The sequence below is a fragment of the Staphylococcus roterodami genome (assembly GCA_022493055.1).
Classification (GTDB): Bacteria; Bacillota; Bacilli; order Staphylococcales; family Staphylococcaceae; genus Staphylococcus; species Staphylococcus singaporensis.
In genome coordinates this window covers 91,173-109,557 of the sequence record CP092781.1, presented here as the reverse complement: position 1 = coordinate 109,557, position 18,385 = coordinate 91,173, and the positions used below count along the sequence as shown (strand labels likewise).

Here is an 18,385-nt window from a genome sequence, read left to right as displayed (position 1 = left end):
ATGACCATAGAAACATCATCAAAGTATGACTCACTTTTAAAAACGAAAGTATCGTTAAAAACGAGCTTTACCTTCATGTTAATCATCGCATTCATCATTTGGAGTTTTATTTATACTGGCTTTAACTTTGGAGATTTAATGATAGGTATCCCTCAAATTGGTGATTTATTTAAGCAAATGATTCCGCCTGATTTCGAATACTTACAACAAATCACAACCCCAATGTTAGATACAATTAGAATGGCTATCGTAAGTACCGTATTAGGCAGTATTGTTTCGATACCTATTGCACTATTATGTGCCAGTAATATCGTTCATCAAAAGTGGATTTCAATACCATCTCGTTTTATTTTAAATATTGTTCGTACTATACCTGATTTGCTATTAGCAGCAATTTTTGTAGCCGTATTTGGTATCGGCCAAATTCCAGGTATATTAGCTTTATTTATTTTGACAATCTGCATTATTGGAAAGTTATTATATGAATCTCTGGAAACGATAGATCCAGGACCTATGGAAGCAATGACAGCTGTTGGCGCCAATAAAGTAAAATGGATCGTTTTCGGCGTTGTGCCACAAGCCATATCGTCATTTATGTCATATGTATTATATGCATTTGAAGTAAATATACGTGCTTCTGCCGTACTAGGGTTAGTTGGCGCTGGCGGTATCGGATTGTTTTATGATCAAACACTTGGTTTATTCCAATATCCAAAAACAGCAACGATTATTTTATTTACTTTAGTTATCGTCGTCGTCATTGATTACATAAGTACGAAAGTGAGGGCACATCTCGCATGACACAGGAAATAGCAAAATATAACGTTCACACAAAAGCACACAAGCGAAAATTGATTAAAAGATGGCTTATAGCAATTGTCGTCTTCGCTATTATCATCTGGGCTTTTGCAGGTGTACCAAATTTAGAACTTAAAAGTAAATCATTAGAAATTTTAAAATCTATATTCAGCGGATTATTCCATCCTGATATCAGTTATATTTATATACCAGATGGCGAAGACTTATTACGTGGTTTACTTGAAACCTTTGCGATAGCCGTTGTAGGAACATTTATCGCCGCAATTATCTGTATACCATTAGCATTTCTAGGTGCAAATAATATGGTAAAGTTACGTCCAGTTTCAGGTATTAGCAAATTTATTTTAAGTGTTATACGTGTCTTCCCCGAAATTGTCATGGCACTAATATTTATAAAAGCTGTTGGTCCAGGTTCATTTTCAGGTGTGTTAGCTTTAGGTATCCATTCAGTAGGTATGCTTGGTAAACTTTTAGCTGAAGATATAGAGGGGTTAGATTTCAGTGCGGTAGAATCATTAAAGGCTAGTGGTGCGAATAAGATTAAAACACTCGTATTCGCAGTTATACCACAAATTATGCCTGCCTTCCTATCACTTATTCTTTATCGCTTTGAACTTAACTTACGTTCAGCTTCTATATTGGGGTTAATTGGTGCTGGTGGCATAGGAACACCACTCATATTTGCCATTCAAACGCGTTCTTGGGATCGTGTAGGTATTATATTAATTGGTTTAGTACTAATGGTCGCAATTGTCGATTTAATTTCCGGTTCAATACGAAAACGTATTGTTTAACCTTTTATAATTTAAGCGGTTAGGCAGTCTTACTTACCAATAAAAAATATAAACAGCAGTGAAGAAAACTATTGTTTTAGTTGCCTTCACTGCTGTTTTAATTATCTCTAAATTGATTCTATTTTAATTCTTTTAAATAGCTTTTACCGAACTCTGGTAATGTTACATTGAAATTATCTGCTATTGTTGCGCCAATAGAACTAAATGTAGTGTCACTTTCTAGTGCATGACCACCTTTAAATTTCGGACTATACATAATTACTGGAATATATTCTCTTGTATGGTCCGTACCTGGTGCTGTCGGGTCATTACCGTGGTCTGCCGTAATAATTACTAAGTCGTCCTCTTGTAAGTTGCTAAACAGTTCTGGCAAGCGATCATCGAAATCTTTAATTGCTTGTGCATAACCAGGTTTATCACGACGATGACCATATAATGCATCGAAGTCTACTAAGTTTAAGAAACTAATACCTGTGAAATCTTTTTTAACAATTTTCATCAATTGGTCCATACCATCCATATTGCTCTTCGTACGAACCGCTTCTGTTACACCTTCACCATCATAAATGTCATTAATTTTACCAATGGCAATGACATCATAACCACCATCTTTTAAATGATCTAAAACAGTTTTACCAAATGGTTTTAATGCATAGTCATGTCTATTTGATGTACGTGTAAAGTTTCCTGGTTCACCAACATATGGACGCGCGATAATACGGCCAATTAAATATTTAGGATCTTTTGTCAATTCACGAACCTTTTCACAAATGTCATATAACTCTTCTAATGGGATAATATCTTCATGTGCAGCAATTTGTAATACTGGATCTGCACTTGTGTAGACAATTAAGTCACCTGTTTTCATTTGGTGCTCGCCCCACTCATCGATAATTTGTGTACCTGATGCTGGTTTATTTGCAACAACTTTGCGACCAGTCATTTCTTCAATTTGTTGAATTAATTCTTCAGGAAAACCATTAGGATATACTTTAAATGGTTGCATAATATTTAATCCCATAATTTCCCAATGTCCAGTCATAGTATCTTTACCCACTGAAGCTTCGCTTAATTTTGTATAGTAAGCTTCTGGGTGCTCAACAGATTTTACTACCGGTAATTCATCAATGTTCCCTAGACCTAATTTCTCAAGATTTGGTAAAGTTTGTTCGAAGCCTTCTAAAGTATGTCTTAAAGTATGTGAACCTTCATCTTTAAAATCAGCTGCGTCTGGCGCTTCACCAATTCCTACTGAATCCATTACGATTAAATGCACACGATTAAATGGTCTTGTCATAACTATCACTCCCGAAATTTATATATATTAGTAATCTGAATCTGCTTCTAAGCCTTGCATAATTTGAACGCCAGCGCTCGCACCAATACGTGTTGCACCTGCTTCAACCATTTTATTGAAATCTTCTAAATTGCGTACGCCACCTGACGCTTTTACTTCTACATCCGCACCTACTGTGTCTTTCATTAATTTAACGTCTTCAGCTGTCGCACCACCGCCTGCAAAACCTGTTGATGTTTTAACGAAGTCCGCACCAGCTGCTTTGGTTAACTCACTCGCTTTCACAATCTCATCACGGTTCAATAATACCGTCTCAATAATTACTTTCACTGTGTGACCTTTTGCCGCTTTAACTACCGCTTCAATGTCTTGTTGTACATCATCATATCGCTCATCTTTTAATGCGCCAATATTGATGACCATATCAATTTCATCTGCACCATTTTGAATCGCATCTTCTGTTTCAAATGCTTTCGTTGCAGTTGTCGATGCCCCCAATGGGAAGCCAATTACCGTACAAACTAATACGTCTGAATCAGCTAGACGTTCTGCTGCATATTTAACATGCGTTGGATTCACACATACAGATTTGAAATTGTATGCTTTCGCTTCATCGATAATTTTATCGATTTGCGCACGTGTTGACTCAGGCTTCAATAAAGTGTGATCTATATATTTCTCAAATTTCATACTTACTACTCCTCGTGTTATATAATCTCTCAATTTAATTTTACTATAAATACGAATATATCTCGCGAATTTATATCTATTTATTTTTCAGATTGTGTCCAACGGTTTAAGATAACAAATAAAACTAATCCGACAATACTCATTAAGCCCAAGATAATTAAAATGATACCGAAATGTGAACTTAATGCATCATTACCTGGGAAATTTAACGCTTTAAAATCAATTAAAGCTGCTGCAATTGCAATACCTACTGATACCGCCACATTTATAATTAAATTGTAAAAACCAATCGCCACACCTGTCATATTAAGCTCAATTGTTTTAATAGCCTCATTTAGTAATGGTGCATACATTAAAGCAAAGCTACCTGCAAAGAATATCATAGAAATAACGAAGATTGAAATGTGATTACCTACTGCAAATGCAGGTAAAATCAAACTTAAAGCAATTAAAATAATTGCTGTAATAATCGCTTGTTTTGAATTAAGGTATTCACCAATTTTACCACTTAGCGCACCAACAACCACTGCTACAATATAACCCGGTACTAATAATAGTGATGTTGTATCTAGTTGAAGATGATAAATTTGTTCCATGATAAATGGGAATGTAAATATATATCCCAGTTGAATTGCATACATCACAAACACAATAAATAAAAATGAGGCATAACGTTTATTTTGGAAAAATGATTTGTTCACTAATGGGCGTTTAGCATTTTTAATATATAGTGCAAAAACGAGAATCGCAATTAAGGCGCCAATCATGTATAACCAATTAAAGTTCGTAATAAACAGCATAACTGTTGTAGCAATAGTTGCCACTAGAATTAAGCCAACAAAATCTAAATGAGCTTTATTCGTATTATTCTCTTTTGGTAATAATTTAAATAAAAATGGCAATGTAAACACAACGATTAATGCAATTAAAAACATATTTGTCCAGTGTAAATACGTAGAAATAAATCCACCTGATAATGTTCCGATAACTAATGACAAGGAATAACTACTCGTACTTAAGCCAAGGTAAGTCTTCTGATCCTCTTTAGAAAGATATTTCGCCACATATATTACATATAATGTCTCCGCAGCTGCTAAACCTGCTGTTTGTATAATACGTCCAACTAAAAGTAGTGGGAATTGATGTTGGAAAATATAACCAATTATTGAACCAATAATGATTAAAATCACACCGTAAATAAATAATGTACGTATACTAATCGCATCTGATAAAGAGGCGTATACTACAGCGCCTATACCAATAACTAATCCAGCTAATGTCGCTTGCCAACTTACTGTTGTTACAGAAATATTTAAGTCATCAGCAATGGCTACAGAAATCAATTTGAATGAGTTGTCTATAACCAAACTGAATACAAATAAGAATAATAATATAGGTACTGCTTTCTTTATTTTAGAATATTCAACATTCATAATTATCTATACCAATGACAGTGCAATTTCAATCATATCAGTGAATGCACGTTCCCTTTCTTCAGGTGTTGTTGATGTAGCATGAATTAAATGGTCACTCACTGTAAACACACCTAATGCTTCGACGCCAGCATAAATCGCATTCATATATAATGCAGCTGATTCCATTTCTACACCTAAAATACCCATACGCATCCAGCGCTCACTTGCAGTTGTATCCGCATTATAGAAAATATCGCTTGATAACACATTTCCTACATGATGACGCACACCTTTGTCACGTGCTTTTTCAACTGCTTTTTCTAATAAATGATAAGAAGCAATCGGTGCAAAATGTCCCGGCAACTGATATTGTTGCACGTAATTTGAGTCAGTAGAAGCACCTTGCGCAATAATTACATCGTATAAATCAATATTTTCTTGCATAGCACCACAAGAACCAACACGTATTAATTTTTTACAACCAAATGTATGAATTAACTCATAAGAGTATATTCCAATGGATGGCATTCCCATTCCAGAACCCATAACAGAAACTTTTTTACCTTTATATGTTCCAGTATAACCAAACATATTTCTCACGGTATTGAACTGTTCCACATTGTCCAAATATGTTTCTGCAATGAATTTTGCTCGTAACGGGTCTCCTGGCAATAGAACCGTTTCTGCAATTTCGACGTCATTCATCGGTTTAATGTGTGGTGTTGATTTCATAAAATATTCCTCCCAATACTTGTATAGTAATTTGTCTATTTGTCTAACCATGTATATAATAATATTTTTTAAAAGCGCTTTCAAGCATTACATTTTGACAATATTTAGAACATTTTACAGCAATACCTACTAGCACTATACAAATTCAATTTTTAAGTGTGCTCACTGTTTAATTTTTATTATTTTGCCAATTTCAGTAAAAATTATTGTATGATGAGAGTGATAAAGTAACTTTATGGAGGTTGGCTACGTGACGCAAACACAACCAAAATTTTTAACGATTTATAATACGTTATATAAAGAAATTCAAATTGGAAAGTATCCTAGTGGCCATGCACTGCCTACTGAAAAGGAACTATGTGCACGTTTTGAAGTAAGTCGGATGACATTGCGCCAAGCAATTAAATTGCTAGCTGAAGACGGTATTGTAGAAAGTACTAGAGGGAAAGGACACTTCGTCATACCACAAACGAATGCCCAACACGCGTCGAGCATGGATCAATTCAAACATCCACTTGATCAAATATTATTAGCAAAAGTATCTATGTCATCAATTAATTATCGTGTTGATTTAGAAAGTGAATATACAAATCATTTATTTGCAAATCACCCTTCAGCAGTCATTGCTATGGAGCGTTACTATCAAAAGAAGGATAATCATTCCAAGAAAGCTGATGCATTTTGCTTTACCTTTATACCACTCAACGTAATCGATACATTTAAAGTAAATACTCAAAATGAAGAAGATATGAAAACATTTGTTGAGCAAACAATATACAATAATGCCTATCAATCTGATTTGAAAATGTCTATTACCAAAGCACCACACTTTAAAAACCAAAGTCACGTATTTGATGGAGATATGCATTGTTGGCTTATTATTGAAACACTATATGCTCAAACGCCATATCCGATTGTGATTAATAAATGGTACATCCCACAAGATATTTCTGAATTAACGCTAACACGAATCAGGCAATCAGATTATTAAATATTTTAGACTAAAAAGAAATCATGTGATAACTGCTATGCTATTGCTTTATTGACAATAACAATTCAGATAATCACATGATTTTTTATACTTTGTTATGCTCTAATGTTATTTGTTTGCTGAGCGACGTCTAAATGTTAAGAATAAACCAGACACTAAAAGTAGTGCAGCAACACTCAAAGTAACTATACTTGTCGTTACACTTTCACCTGCCGCTGGTAATACTTTCTTATCATTTTGTTTCATTTGATGATGTGATGACTGCATATTAGCTTGTTGTTGCATATGTCCTTGTTGGTTTGACATGTGCTGTTGCCCCGTTTGCTTTTGATTCATCATTGATTGTTGATTCATATGTCCTGTTTTATTTTGAACCATTTCACTCCCGCCATGATTAACGCCATTTGCATCTACATTTGTTTGATAAAAATTACCATTTTTCGTTACAGGTAAAGCATGACCATTCATATCTCTAACAGCATGTGGTTTAAAAACACCTAAATTTGTTGTAATTGTTACATTGTATTTATCTGCAATGTTTTGAGTGGCATCAAACAATTTCATATTATAGTCTTGCATGTTACTACTTGCACTCAATTTAGGTACTGCTTTCTCTAATTCAGCATATTGTGCTTGCGTCATTCCTTGTGGGATAACGCCGCCATATGGGCGATCTTTTTGAGTAGCTTGATTTTGTTGATTTGTAACATTTGAAACTGTACTAGCGGCATGTGCTTCTTGATAAGGTACGCTTGTTAATAATAAAGTACTTGTTGCAATGATAGATCCTACAGTTGCTAATTTTTTCATTTTTTCTTACCCCTTATATTACAATTTGATTACAAATACATTATCATATGATTACAAAAGAAAAGCAACTATTTTTTTGAATCATTACATTTTTTTATAAAAAATTCACTTTAAATTCACAAAAACTACTTATAACATCAATTTATGTATTATTAATATGTTGCCCTATTAATAATATTGTTTAGTAAAAGTGGGCTGTTTTTCAATTAAACATCAATGATTAGCATCTGTTGTGAATAATAAAAAAGATGGAACACCTTAAAGATGCTCCACCTTCGTTCAATAATTATATTTATTATTTTGCTGCTTGGTATAATTCATCAACTTTTTTCCAGTTAACGATATTCCAAAATGCAGACATATAGTCTGGACGTTTATTTTGATATTTTAAATAGTAGGCATGTTCCCAAACATCAAATAGTAAAATAGGTGTTTTGCCTTCTGTAAGTGGATTGTCTTGATTTGGTGTAGTCACGATTTCTAATTTTCCATCGTTCACTACTAACCATGTCCAACCTGATCCAAATAATGTTGTTGCCTTATTTGCAAATTCATTTTTAAATTCATCTAAAGTGCCCCACTGCGCTTTGATGTCATCGATTACCCCACCTTTTTCTTCAGAATTAGGTGAAAGTATTTCCCAGAATAATGAATGGTTGAAATGACCACCGCCATTATTACGGACTGACATCCTCATCGCTTCCGGTACTTTGTCTAAGTTAGCAATCATATCAGCTAATGATTGATGCTCTAGGTCTGTTCCTTCCACTGTTGCGTTTAATTTTGTTACATAAGTATTGTGATGTTTATCGTGATGAAACTCCATTGTTCTTTGATCTATATATGGTTCCAATGCATCATATGCATATGGTAAATTTGGTAATTTAAATGCCATAAGTATATTCCTCCTTTTATGAATATACTTTTATAATAATTAATTCTGGGTGTGTTTTGCAATAATTATTATTTATTTGTTATATCCAATTATATAAAATTTAAATATTCGAAATTGCTATAATATTTCATCTTAAATATAAAAGGGCATTTAGCAGCTTTTGTAACTTCTCCAATTCACAATACGAAAAAGTAAATACTATTTTTCAATAAAAATTACGCTTCGACTCATTCCTTATCAATAGAACTGCTAGCCTGGATGTATACAATATCAAATAGTCTTATGTCTTAAATGTTTCAGTAATTGCCATAAGTAATGATTTTTCATAGCCATCATTAATAAAATATACACCACGATACCTATCACAATTAATAATATTGTTGCATAAATAGTTGGCGATAAGTACTGATTGATTATCCCAAGTACGATAAACATAATGACTGCTGCGATGGTACATTGAAACGCACTTAACACATTTAACTTTACGTTGATTTGAGTGATATCAATAAAACGCCAAATGAGTAAAATAAATTCTGTAATTAAACGTGCAATTGCAGCCCCATAAATACCAAATAAATATATTAGAATCAAACATAATAATATATTTATGGCTGCACCAATGGTAATGGATGCATTATATAATCGTATTTTATTCACTATCAATAAATATTGCCTACTAATTAACATATTTAAGGGAATGATTAATACGAGTATCGCCAAAATGGTCATTAATGGCACAGTTGATGCGAAAGCGTCTCCAAAAAACCATAAATAAAATGATGGCATGATTGCAATCAAACCAAAGACCATAGGAATTGTTAACATCAATTGGATATTCATATTATCTGCTAAAGTTTTAGTCAAACTATGTGACGGATGTGTCGACATTTTCGTAATTCTCGGAATCATCACAAGGTCGAATGTGTTAATCATAATGATTGCGACCGTTAAAATATTAAATGCGTTAGAAAAGATACCTACTTGTTGGTACGTACCTAATATTCCTAGCACAACACACGAAATACTTGTATATAAATTGAGCTGTCCATTCGGTAGCAAATATGCTAATGATGAACGAAATATTTGCCAAACTTGTCTCCAATTAATCGAAACAAATATGATATATCGTTTCAAGTAGATAAATAACGGTATTTGGTTTAACACTGTGACGATAGCAATAGTAAATACATACAATGATAAATCCGATTGGTCTTTAACAAAAATAACGACAACACCTAACACAATTCCAGAAGCAACAATATTACTTAAACTAGGGATTTTAAATTTTTCAGTTCCTGCATAAAACCATGAAATATCAAGTGCGGCACCTATAATATAAATCCCTTGTAGTAGAAAAATTATGTAGTAATCATCTATCAATAAAGTAATGGTTGCAATGTAAATGAACAATACAGTCACTGACAAGAGTAATTTACTAATAAATATGTCCCAAAATTGCTGAGATAACTGCTGTTTGTTATCCACAGATTGCGCGATAATTCTATTAAAATATAACTGTATTCCAACACTTGCAATCATTAAAAAGTATTGCACGATATTGAAAGAGAATGATGCTATACCTACTCCAGTAGGTCCAAATGCACGTGAAATAATTGGAATAGTAATCAATGGTGTTAGTGTTCTAATTAGTTGATAGAGTCCCTGATAAATAATATTTTCTTTTAGTGAATCACTCTTCATTACGATCCCTTTCCATTTTTTCATATTGAACAATAAAGACGATAATTCCTAAAATAAAAGCTACATATCTCGAATTATTAAACGATACAGTTAAGAAGTAAATCAGCATAGTCAACATTACAACAATTGCTGTTACATTTTTACCAGAAATGTTAAATCTAAATAATTCAAATAGTAAGTACAGTAAATAAATGATAAATAAAGCTCCGAATAAAATGCCCCATTCAGCAAAAATTTGTAAATAAGTATTATGTGCAACAAGCAATATACCATTAATTTGTGATCCAATATGTACATAATCAACTAAGCCTACACCGAACCCTAAAGTGTATTTGATTACTGAAATGGCATTGATCCATACAACACTTCGTTCAGACCCGCTATCATTTAATGATGCAAATCCTTCTTCAAAAATAGAAGCCATTCGATCTAATGACGGCAACGCATCAAGATCACTCAATTGGAATAAATAATAGTTAATGTTATAAAATGTGAAACAAAGTAATATCAGCATAATAACCAACATACTAATAACACTTACTGCATTCCTGCTAAATAACTTTTTAATAAAGAAATAAATCGCAAGAACGATTAAAATAATAAATGCTGTCTTAGAACCAGTAGTTGTTAAAGACCAAAGTAAAATGGCACACGCTATAAACTTAAATATGTAATTATGAATATACTTGTATGCGAGCACTAATGTAATAATTTGTGTCATCGCAAAATAGTTAGGATCATTCATTAACCCTTTCGAGCGAATATCATCAAAATAAAGTAATTTCATGAGTATTGGCGACTTATTCAAACCGGCAATTATGCAAAACAACCCGATTGTGACACTACTAATAATATAAGATGTAACGATTATTTTTTTACTGTTACCTAATTTAAAAATAATCATACCTAAATAGAAGTAAATGACTACAAAGGCATATTTAACTGTAGAAGCTAGTACTTCTTTAACCGTAATAAAAATCAAATCATCAAAAAATAGTAAAATTAGCGTCATTATCATACGATATGTATACAAAATAATGAAAAACGGTAAAAAATGATTTGCTTTTAATAAATGGTTAGCGAAAAAAAGTAAATAAACTAATATGAGTAATGTAATAAAGTCAGCTATAGATACATTCACACCAGCAATAACTGAAGATTGCTGAATGAATATCGATAAACCGATAAGTAACAATGTGAGATATTTACTATTGTGTTGATTTTCCATTATAAATCTCTTCCACTTCTTTAATCATTTTCGCCTCAGTAAAACATTCTAAATAACGTTTTCTCGATTGGTTACTTAATGTGCCATAATCACCATCTGTTAAATATTTCGCTAATGATTTAGCAATCGTCTCTGGTTGATTATTTTTGACACATATGCCATTATTCGTTACTAATTCAGTAATACCGCCCACACGACTCGCAATAACTGGTAACCCTGTAGCCATAGCCTCAATAATGCTAATTGGCAATCCTTCGTGCTTGCTTATTAAAATAAACGTGTCATATTGTGATAATAAGTTGCTCGCGTTAATGACATTTCCTAAAAATGTGACATCATTATCTAAACCAGCTTGCGACACTTGCTGCTTACAATCATTTAATGTCGGTCCATCTCCTATAAATGTGAAATGTGCATGTTTTCTGTATTTTGATTTCAAAATCGCTATGGCTGCAATTAAATTCTGTTGTAACTTTGGATAAGCAAACCGTGCAATCATGACAAATTGATGCTGTGAGGGCTGCTCACCTTGAATAATATTTGGATTTGTTAGATTTCCAACTACTCTGTCTACCTCTATTAATATATCTTGATTATGATTTTTGAATGTCTGCTTTACAACTGGAACGTCGGCAATGCCATTATGTATTGTAGTTAATTTCAAACGATTAAATCGATATTTCACAGCTAATTTTTCATCAAATTTTGAAACGCAAATAATGCAATCTGTAATACGTGATATTAATCTTTCAATCATCAAATATATTATTTTTTTAACTAGTTTAACGCCTTCTGTAAATGCCCAACCATGTGCTGTAAATATTACGCGTGCACCTGTTGACTTTGACATAAGATTTGCAATACGACCTACTGTGCCAGCTTTTGAAGAATGTAAATGAATGACATCCGGTTGAATCTTCGAGAATAGTTGTGTTAATGCTTTAATCGCTAATATGTCTTGCCTAATATCAATAGGACCGACTAAATGTTCAACAACAATCACCTTTACTCTTGTATCTAGCTGTTCAATCATTGGTCCACGGTCGCCTACAATGACATAAACATCATGATGTAAGCAAAAATGATTAGCAAGTTGTATGAGGTGTGTTTGTGCACCACCATTATCTGCTTTAGTTATACAATATATAATTTTCAACTGTTACAAACCCCTTTAACACTGTACTTTCATTTTCTTAACAATGATATCGCTACTAATGGTTTACCATCATATAAAATGTCACTCATAGCAGTATCGTATTCTTAATTTTATTAATGAGTCTCAAGGGTTTACTTTATTTATCATGACTACTGATTACAATTTTGAAAATGAATTATGAATTCAATTTTTCTATGAAAATTAAGACTACCTTGAGCCCTCCCCTGTTATAACAACCATAATTGTCCTAACTGATATGTACAATTCCATCATCATGCTACATTTATGTATATATTTCATGTCATATTTTAGTTTTTCTTCTGGCGTTAGGTCATATCCACCTTGAATTTGTGCAAGTCCTGTTAACCCTGGTGTAACAAGACATCTTTGCTCAAACCCTCTAACTTCTGAACTAAATAATTCTACAAATTCTGGACGTTCTGGGCGAGGGCCTATAAAACTCATTTCGCCTTTAACCACATTGATTAATTGCGGTAATTCATCAATTCGTGTTTTACGAATGAACTTGCCTACATTTGTTATACGATCATCATCTTTATCAGCCCACTGTGCACCATTTTTCTCTGCATTTTTGCACATTGATCGTAATTTATAAATTTTTATTAATTTACCCATTTTCCCAACTCGTACCTGACTATAAATAGGATTTCCAGGAGAGTCTATAACAATCGCGACTGCAAAAATAACCATAATTGGAAATGTTAAACATAATAAAATAATACTTAATACTAAATCGATTGTACGTTTGATTGGGAAATATGCTTTATGTACTTCTTCAAGTGCATCTAACTTTCTTTGATAATCATATTCTTTATTAATATGTACATCTTCATTAACACCTTTATGACATTTCCACTTCTTTTTTCTTAACTTCTTCAATATTATCTACCTCAAAATTAAAGTAATCCTTTAAACCAGTTTCTACTGTGTATTTAGGAACAAACCCTAATGCTTTTAAATTAGTAATATCTGCATAAGAATGCTTAATATCTCCTTTTCTTGCTTCTTTAAAATCATGCTCGATAGATTTACCATATAATTCACCAATAATGCGATATACTTCTAATAAATTTGTGAATGTCCCTGTGCCAATATTGTATCCACGTCCGATTGCATCTTTATGCTCCATAATTAAACGTACTGATTGAACAACATCATATACATATACAAAATCTCTTGTTTGTAAGCCATCCCCAAAGAACGTAAAAGGTTTATCATACTCAAATGAATCGAACATTTTTGAAATCACACCTGAATATTGAGATTTAGGATCTTGTCTGGGTCCAAATACATTAAAAAATTTAACAACTGATGTTGGAATGTTATATAGTGAACAATAATTCAATGTTGTTCGCTCTCCATAATATTTATCAATTGCATAAGGCGACAACGGTAAAATTAATGATTGATCACTCTTAGGTAAATCAGGTAAATCACCATAAACAGCCGCTGATGATGCAAAGATAAAGCGTTTAATATTACGATTATATGTTTTAATGGTTTCTAATAATCTTAATGTTGCAACGACATTAATTTCTTGAGATAAAATAGGCTTTTCAACAGACTCAGCAACACTTACTAAAGCTGCTAAATGAATCACATATTCAAATTGATATGTTTTCATGATTTGCTTTACTGCATTATAATCACGAATATCAAGTTCAAAGACATGATCTTCGGCCAAGTTTTTTATATTTTCTCGTTTGCCCGTTCTATAATTATCTAGAACATAAACATCATAGTCTTGTTGTAAAAAATCTACTAAATGAGAACCTATAAAACCAGCCCCACCAGTTATTAAAACTCTTTCCACATCTTCCACCTCTTTTATACATTAAAAATATATCACAAAAACATAAAGTATTGTAAGCTTTTTATCACTATTTTTTATTTATAAAAATATAATGAGATATTTTTGTGAATTTTTATTCGTATAGATTAGATAGCTGTGTCTTACTCATTATTATGCGAGTGATGATTTTGTTTAAGAATACATATGATGCGTTGATTTTATTGATAATAATGCTCCAAGTCTTTAAAAGCATATTAGTCCATCCAATATAATTCATTCTACTTGCACCAAAAAATCCTTACTGCCAAGTTTTAAACTTAACAATAAGGATTGATTTATCTTTAGTGAATCATTATTAACGGAATCTCATACCGCCATCAACAATAATTGTTTGACCAGTAATATAATCAGAATCTTTTCCTGCTAAAAAGCTGACTACATTTGATACATCTTCAGGCTGAGAAACTCTTCCTAAAGCAATTTGACTAGTAAATTGTTCCCAGCCCCATTCTTCAGGTTTACCTGCTTCTTCAGCAGTAGCCACCGCAATACTTTCCATCATTGGTGTTTGTACAATACCTGGTGCGAAAGCATTTACAGTAATACCTTCAGAAGCTAAATCTTGTGCGGCTACTTGAGTTAAACCACGTACTGCAAATTTTGTACTACAGTATAATGATAAACCAGGATTTCCTTCTACACCTGCTTGAGATGTTGCATTGATAATTTTACCGCCGTGATTAAATTTTTTAAATTGTTCATGTGCTGCTTGAATACCCCATAACACACCTGCAACGTTAACACCGTAAACTGTTTTAAATTGTTCTTCAGTAATGGTATCAATCGGTGTTGTTGGTCCAAGACCAGCGTTGTTAACCATGACATGGAAATCACCAAATTGTGCTGCAGTTTGTCTTACCGCATTAAAGACATCATCACGATTCGATACATCTGCTTTGATAGCAATAGCTTTTGAACCATCACTTGATAATTTAAGTGCCGCTTCTTTTGCGCCTTCCTCATTGAAATCAACAACTGCTACTTTAAAACCATCTTCCACTAAACGTTCAGCGATTTTAAAACCAATCCCTTGTGCTCCGCCAGTTACTAATGCTACTTTGTTATTTGTCATAAAAATCACTCCTCAAATTACTTTCTCTTTAATTACATTTTACTCCTCTTAATTTAATTAGTACAATAATGACACCCTTTTTAACGAAATATTCAAACTTTTAAGAAAAAATTAAACGCACTACCTATAATGACTGGCAATGCGCTTAAAAATTTTTTTTAAATAATCTTTTGTTCAAAGAATTAATTTCTTGAGAAAGACACTATCGTAATGTCGTTAATCTTTTTTAGATGAATGATTTTTTGGCTCAATTGGAGGTTCTGTATCATCACTATCACTTTTAGATTCTACACCAGCTGTGTGTGCTTCTTGTTTTGAGCCTTCATTATTTTTAGTCGCGACATTTTTAAACTCTGGATGTTCACTCATGTCTTTACTTTCCAATTCAGTTCTGGTGTCCTCTGTATGTTGTGCTTGATTTGAATCAGTGTTAATCTTTGTCAATATTTCATTAGCATCAAGGTGAATATCGATTGTTTTGTTATCAATTATTTTTTTATTTTCATCTGTATGTGCTGATTTGATTAAGCCATTACCATGTTTTGTTGAAGAAGATTTGTATATAAGTTTATAACGTATTGCTTGTTCGGAAGTTCCTTTGCGACTTTGAACAACAACAGTATCTTTAGCAGCTGACGATTCTTTCCTAACAAAAAGTAAAATAGCTGCAATAAACCAAAGTATTGCAGATACAAAGTTGTATATTAATAAAGCGATAATAGCATATACAACTAATATGATACCTTTTATAATTCTTCCTTTAGATAAGTCAAATGCCAATACGATAATAGGTATGACTGAAAATATAATTAAGCATGTGGCAAATATCATAAATGAATTTGGTGTTGCTAATAAATCTTCAATATCATTACCTTTTAACAAATATAAAAATCCAAAAAATGATCCAAAAAATAATGCAAATATATATATAAATAAAGATATAACAGCTACATATGCTATTTGAATGATTACGCCCATCCATATTAATATTATTTCTGTACTTTTCCCCATGACTACTCCCCATTTATTTAAAATTTATACTTCGCAGTAAGCATTCGTTTTACTTTTTAGTGGTGTTATCTGTGGATTCAATTCGATTCTCTGTACTCTCAATATCACCATTTTTATTTTCACCTTCGTCTGTCGATTCATCTTTTGAATATTCAGTCCAAATAAGAAAAACACCACCAATTAGCCATAAAATTGACGAAAGGTAATTATGTAAACACAGTGCAATAATTGCATAAACAATGAAAAGTGTACCTCCAATTCCCGAGTAACTTTCCATATAAACCGCAGTAAAAATGGTTGGTAAAACAGTGAAAAGCGTCAATATTAATCCTAATAAAAAAATTGCTTCGTAATCAAATCCTCCAGCAATAACGATAGATATCATCCTGACAAAGACAACACTAAAATATATTTGAGCTACGATGCCTATCCAAATTGCTATTCTTCCTATAATTGAGCTCATACTCATTCCCCATTTATTTAGAATTTATACTTCGCCTTAAATATTCACTTTATTCTTTAGTGGTTTTATCTATAGATTCAAGTTGATTCTCTGTACTTTCAATATCAACATTTTTATTTTCATCTTCGTCTGTCGATTCACCTTTTGAATATTTAGTCCAAATAAGAAAAATGCCGCTAGCTATCCATAACATTGACGAAAGGTAATTATGTAAACAAAATGCAACAATCGCATAAACAATAAAAAGCGCACCTTTTACTTCCATTTTATTCTCTAAATTAATGGCTGTTAGGACGAGTGGTAAACTTATGATAGCAATTATTACTAATGCTATTGAAATAGCTATTTCAGGGCTGGGTACTTCACCATATATATAAAAGATAAAGGCTGCCACGCTAACAATATAGACGTTATAACATATTTGAACTACGATGCCTATCCAAATGGCGATTTTTCCTATAATTAAATTCATGTTCATGATTACTCCCCATTTATTTAAAATTTATACTTTATATTAATATACCTTATTTTATTTAATTTTTATATGCAAAATGCAAAAATGGAGAACTTCCATATTTATAAAATACTAAAAGTTCTCCACACTATATTGTTATATTATATTTTCGCTATCAATTCTCTAAACCTTCTAATTTCCTAAAATTACAGTAAAACTATTGTTCAACAAGGTATACTTTTTCAGTATAGCACCTCATGCTAGCAAACTTATCTGCTAAAAACTGCTTCCAATTTCGCAACTGTTCAACGTCATCATCTTGTTTAAGTAATGACAGTGGTACTTGAAGATTAAGGCAACGTCCTGAAATATTAAAGCGTGTCACACCTGCTGGCACAGTTTCCCCTTTATGAACAACCGCTTCAATTTCTTTATAACTTAATGGTTGATACTTCATGAGTACATCTTGCTGAGTAAGGCAAGGATATGTACCTTGCGCAATTCTTTCTACAGAACAACATCCACTATAACTAGCAACAACCTTTTCCCATACATGAAAATGTGCTTCACCTAAATCTTTTGTATACAAATATTGTTCTGTGTCACCATGACACATCGTAATAAATGGTGCTTCTTGTCTTGTCTCAGTAGTCCAAGGTAAACGATGTTCTTGTTGTAAATTTTTCCACCATACTCCAAATGGTACTTTATGTTGCCAAGTACTAATTGAGTATTGCGTCTCATGAATTTCTTGAACGGGTATCATCTTGCACCCTAATTCTTTCAAACTCGTATATCGATGGACACCATCAATAACCATATATCGACCATGTTGCATAGGTGTCACTAAAATCGGATGACGTATGAAATCATCTGCCTGAATACTACTTTTTGTTTTTTCCAATCTTAAAGGTTCGAATGTTTCGTGAAGATCAATTTTATCTACTGCTACCAATTTTAAATTCTCATGAATATGATTCAATA

19 protein-coding genes and 1 pseudogene are annotated in these 18,385 nt (G+C 32.5%); 3 read left to right on the top strand and 17 right to left on the bottom strand.

The genetic code is table 11. The features are described from left to right. Positions 1–801, top strand: a complete 801-nt coding sequence (gene phnE, locus ML436_00485) for a phosphonate ABC transporter, permease protein PhnE (protein ID UMT78270.1) — start codon at positions 1–3, stop codon at positions 799–801. Continuing rightward, positions 798–1,613 carry a phosphonate ABC transporter, permease protein PhnE gene (gene phnE / locus ML436_00480; protein UMT78269.1) on the top strand — a complete coding sequence of 272 codons (816 nt, stop codon included), beginning with the start codon at positions 798–800 and terminating at the stop codon, positions 1,611–1,613. The genes phnE (ML436_00485) and phnE (ML436_00480) overlap by 4 nt, the downstream gene beginning before the upstream one ends. A 118-nt stretch (positions 1,614–1,731) precedes the next feature. On the opposite strand, the gene deoB is transcribed toward phnE (ML436_00480), so the two are convergent. The 4 genes from deoB to deoD all read right to left on the bottom strand — a co-directional run bounded on the left by deoB (position 1,732) and on the right by deoD (position 5,747). Then, positions 1,732–2,910, bottom strand: a complete 1,179-nt coding sequence (deoB, locus tag ML436_00475) for a phosphopentomutase (protein ID UMT78268.1) — start codon at positions 2,908–2,910, stop codon at positions 1,732–1,734. Positions 2,911–2,937: 27 nt separating this feature from the next. After that, a complete protein-coding gene (gene deoC / locus ML436_00470) occupies positions 2,938–3,600 on the bottom strand; it encodes a deoxyribose-phosphate aldolase (protein ID UMT78267.1) in 663 nt (220 codons plus the stop codon). 80 nt (positions 3,601–3,680) lie between these two features. Continuing rightward, positions 3,681–5,033: a tetracycline efflux MFS transporter Tet(38) gene (gene tet(38), locus ML436_00465; GenBank protein ID UMT78266.1), complete on the bottom strand. Its 1,353-nt coding sequence runs from the start codon at positions 5,031–5,033 to the stop codon at positions 3,681–3,683. 6 nt (positions 5,034–5,039) lie between these two features. After that, positions 5,040–5,747, bottom strand: a complete 708-nt coding sequence (gene deoD, locus ML436_00460; GenBank protein UMT78265.1) for a purine-nucleoside phosphorylase — start codon at positions 5,745–5,747, stop codon at positions 5,040–5,042. 235 nt (positions 5,748–5,982) lie between these two features. Here deoD and ML436_00455 point away from each other — a divergent pair, with 235 nt between their 5' ends. After that, positions 5,983–6,738 (top strand): GntR family transcriptional regulator, encoded by a 756-nt coding sequence (locus tag ML436_00455; protein UMT78264.1) that lies wholly within the window; start codon positions 5,983–5,985, stop codon positions 6,736–6,738. A gap of 108 nt (positions 6,739–6,846) precedes the next feature. On the opposite strand, the gene ML436_00450 is transcribed toward ML436_00455, so the two are convergent. The 13 genes and pseudogenes from ML436_00450 to sbnI form a co-directional block, all read right to left on the bottom strand. Further along, entirely contained in the window at positions 6,847–6,984 is a 138-nt protein-coding gene (locus ML436_00450) for an LPXTG cell wall anchor domain-containing protein (GenBank protein ID UMT79455.1), read from the bottom strand. 22 nt (positions 6,985–7,006) lie between these two features. Continuing rightward, positions 7,007–7,548 (bottom strand): annotated as a pseudogene (locus ML436_00445) (cell wall surface anchor family protein). Positions 7,549–7,843: 295 nt separating this feature from the next. After that, positions 7,844–8,443: a superoxide dismutase gene (locus ML436_00440; protein ID UMT78263.1), complete on the bottom strand. Its 600-nt coding sequence runs from the start codon at positions 8,441–8,443 to the stop codon at positions 7,844–7,846. 270 nt (positions 8,444–8,713) lie between these two features. Next, positions 8,714–10,144 (bottom strand): lipopolysaccharide biosynthesis protein, encoded by a 1,431-nt coding sequence (locus ML436_00435; protein UMT78262.1) that lies wholly within the window; start codon positions 10,142–10,144, stop codon positions 8,714–8,716. Continuing rightward, complete coding sequence (locus ML436_00430) at positions 10,134–11,372, bottom strand: O-antigen ligase family protein (protein UMT78261.1); 1,239 nt, start codon at positions 11,370–11,372, stop codon at positions 10,134–10,136. The genes ML436_00435 and ML436_00430 overlap by 11 nt, the downstream gene beginning before the upstream one ends. Then, on the bottom strand, positions 11,353–12,528 hold the full coding sequence (locus tag ML436_00425) for a glycosyltransferase family 4 protein (GenBank protein UMT78260.1): 1,176 nt from the start codon (positions 12,526–12,528) through the stop codon (positions 11,353–11,355). Before ML436_00425 ends, ML436_00430 begins: the two co-directional genes overlap by 20 nt. A 207-nt stretch (positions 12,529–12,735) precedes the next feature. Beyond that, the gene (locus ML436_00420; protein UMT78259.1) at positions 12,736–13,428 is read right to left on the bottom strand and encodes a sugar transferase; all 693 of its coding nucleotides are present in this window, start codon (positions 13,426–13,428) and stop codon (positions 12,736–12,738) included. Further along, the gene (locus tag ML436_00415; GenBank protein UMT78258.1) at positions 13,391–14,371 is read right to left on the bottom strand and encodes a GDP-mannose 4,6-dehydratase; all 981 of its coding nucleotides are present in this window, start codon (positions 14,369–14,371) and stop codon (positions 13,391–13,393) included. The genes ML436_00420 and ML436_00415 overlap by 38 nt, the downstream gene beginning before the upstream one ends. Positions 14,372–14,696: 325 nt before the next feature. Then, the gene (locus ML436_00410) at positions 14,697–15,473 is read right to left on the bottom strand and encodes a (S)-acetoin forming diacetyl reductase (GenBank protein UMT78257.1); all 777 of its coding nucleotides are present in this window, start codon (positions 15,471–15,473) and stop codon (positions 14,697–14,699) included. A 216-nt stretch (positions 15,474–15,689) separates the two neighbouring features. Next, positions 15,690–16,484, bottom strand: a complete 795-nt coding sequence (locus tag ML436_00405) for a DUF4064 domain-containing protein (protein ID UMT78256.1) — start codon at positions 16,482–16,484, stop codon at positions 15,690–15,692. A gap of 49 nt (positions 16,485–16,533) precedes the next feature. Beyond that, positions 16,534–16,947: a hypothetical protein gene (locus ML436_00400; GenBank protein ID UMT78255.1), complete on the bottom strand. Its 414-nt coding sequence runs from the start codon at positions 16,945–16,947 to the stop codon at positions 16,534–16,536. Positions 16,948–16,996: 49 nt separating this feature from the next. Beyond that, the gene (locus ML436_00395; GenBank protein UMT78254.1) at positions 16,997–17,425 is read right to left on the bottom strand and encodes a hypothetical protein; all 429 of its coding nucleotides are present in this window, start codon (positions 17,423–17,425) and stop codon (positions 16,997–16,999) included. A gap of 193 nt (positions 17,426–17,618) precedes the next feature. Continuing rightward, positions 17,619–18,383, bottom strand: coding sequence for a bifunctional transcriptional regulator/O-phospho-L-serine synthase SbnI (sbnI, locus tag ML436_00390; protein UMT78253.1), 765 nt, complete (start codon positions 18,381–18,383; stop codon positions 17,619–17,621). Positions 18,384–18,385: the final 2 nt, after the last annotated feature.

Coding starts and splice junctions, on each gene's coding strand:
- phnE (UMT78270.1), top strand. CDS start 1: ATGACCATAGAAACATCATCAAAGTATGACTCACTTTTAAAAACGAAA.
- phnE (UMT78269.1), top strand. CDS start 798: ATGACACAGGAAATAGCAAAATATAACGTTCACACAAAAGCACACAAG.
- deoB (UMT78268.1), bottom strand. CDS start 2,910: ATGACAAGACCATTTAATCGTGTGCATTTAATCGTAATGGATTCAGTA.
- deoC (UMT78267.1), bottom strand. CDS start 3,600: ATGAAATTTGAGAAATATATAGATCACACTTTATTGAAGCCTGAGTCA.
- deoD (UMT78265.1), bottom strand. CDS start 5,747: ATGAAATCAACACCACACATTAAACCGATGAATGACGTCGAAATTGCA.
- ML436_00455 (UMT78264.1), top strand. CDS start 5,983: ATGGAGGTTGGCTACGTGACGCAAACACAACCAAAATTTTTAACGATT.
- ML436_00450 (UMT79455.1), bottom strand. CDS start 6,984: ATGAAACAAAATGATAAGAAAGTATTACCAGCGGCAGGTGAAAGTGTA.
- ML436_00440 (UMT78263.1), bottom strand. CDS start 8,443: ATGGCATTTAAATTACCAAATTTACCATATGCATATGATGCATTGGAA.
- ML436_00435 (UMT78262.1), bottom strand. CDS start 10,144: ATGAAGAGTGATTCACTAAAAGAAAATATTATTTATCAGGGACTCTAT.
- ML436_00430 (UMT78261.1), bottom strand. CDS start 11,372: ATGGAAAATCAACACAATAGTAAATATCTCACATTGTTACTTATCGGT.
- ML436_00410 (UMT78257.1), bottom strand. CDS start 15,473: ATGACAAATAACAAAGTAGCATTAGTAACTGGCGGAGCACAAGGGATT.
- ML436_00405 (UMT78256.1), bottom strand. CDS start 16,484: ATGGGGAAAAGTACAGAAATAATATTAATATGGATGGGCGTAATCATT.
- ML436_00400 (UMT78255.1), bottom strand. CDS start 16,947: ATGAGCTCAATTATAGGAAGAATAGCAATTTGGATAGGCATCGTAGCT.
- ML436_00395 (UMT78254.1), bottom strand. CDS start 17,425: ATGAACATGAATTTAATTATAGGAAAAATCGCCATTTGGATAGGCATC.